This window comes from Brachyspira catarrhinii (assembly GCF_005518285.1).
GTDB classification, from domain to species: Bacteria; Spirochaetota; Brachyspiria; order Brachyspirales; family Brachyspiraceae; genus Brachyspira; species Brachyspira catarrhinii.
Genome location: NZ_SJDU01000768.1, coordinates 1 through 481 on the forward strand (window position 1 = coordinate 1; position 481 = coordinate 481).

The following is a 481-nucleotide window of genomic DNA, read 5'->3' on the forward strand; positions in this document are numbered from 1 at the left end:
GCAGAGAATCAGACAGTCTCATAAATTGGGCATACTCGGCAAATAGAGAAAAGAAAACTTATAATATTCCAGAGCCTAATAAAGATAATCCTACTATACAGGGTAGATATGGTGTAAATGGTTTAAATTTTTCATCACTATTTTATCTTAATGGCAGATTATTTCTTTTTGCCCAGGAAAGCCCTATTGATACAAATCCTACAGGATACAGAGATCCTTCTGCTCCTAAATTTGCTATTGGAATGAGATATTATAGCGTTGATGTAAATAAAGATACTTCAGATAATAATAATTGGGTAGAACATAAATTTCCTCTACGAGAAGGAAGAAATTCAGCTATAGATATTTTTTATGAATCAAATAAATTATATGTAAGAGAAAATGGGAATGATATTTATTATGAGTATATTAAAATAAATGATAATGTTTGGGGTTGGGAAGATGTCTGGACTCTTGCTGCAGATGCCTCAAAAATATGGTC

Annotated in this window: 1 pseudogene; it reads left to right on the top strand. The window is 31.4% G+C overall.

The features are described 5' to 3' along the window. Positions 1-481 (top strand): annotated as a pseudogene (locus tag EZH24_RS13390) (hypothetical protein); the annotation flags it as partial.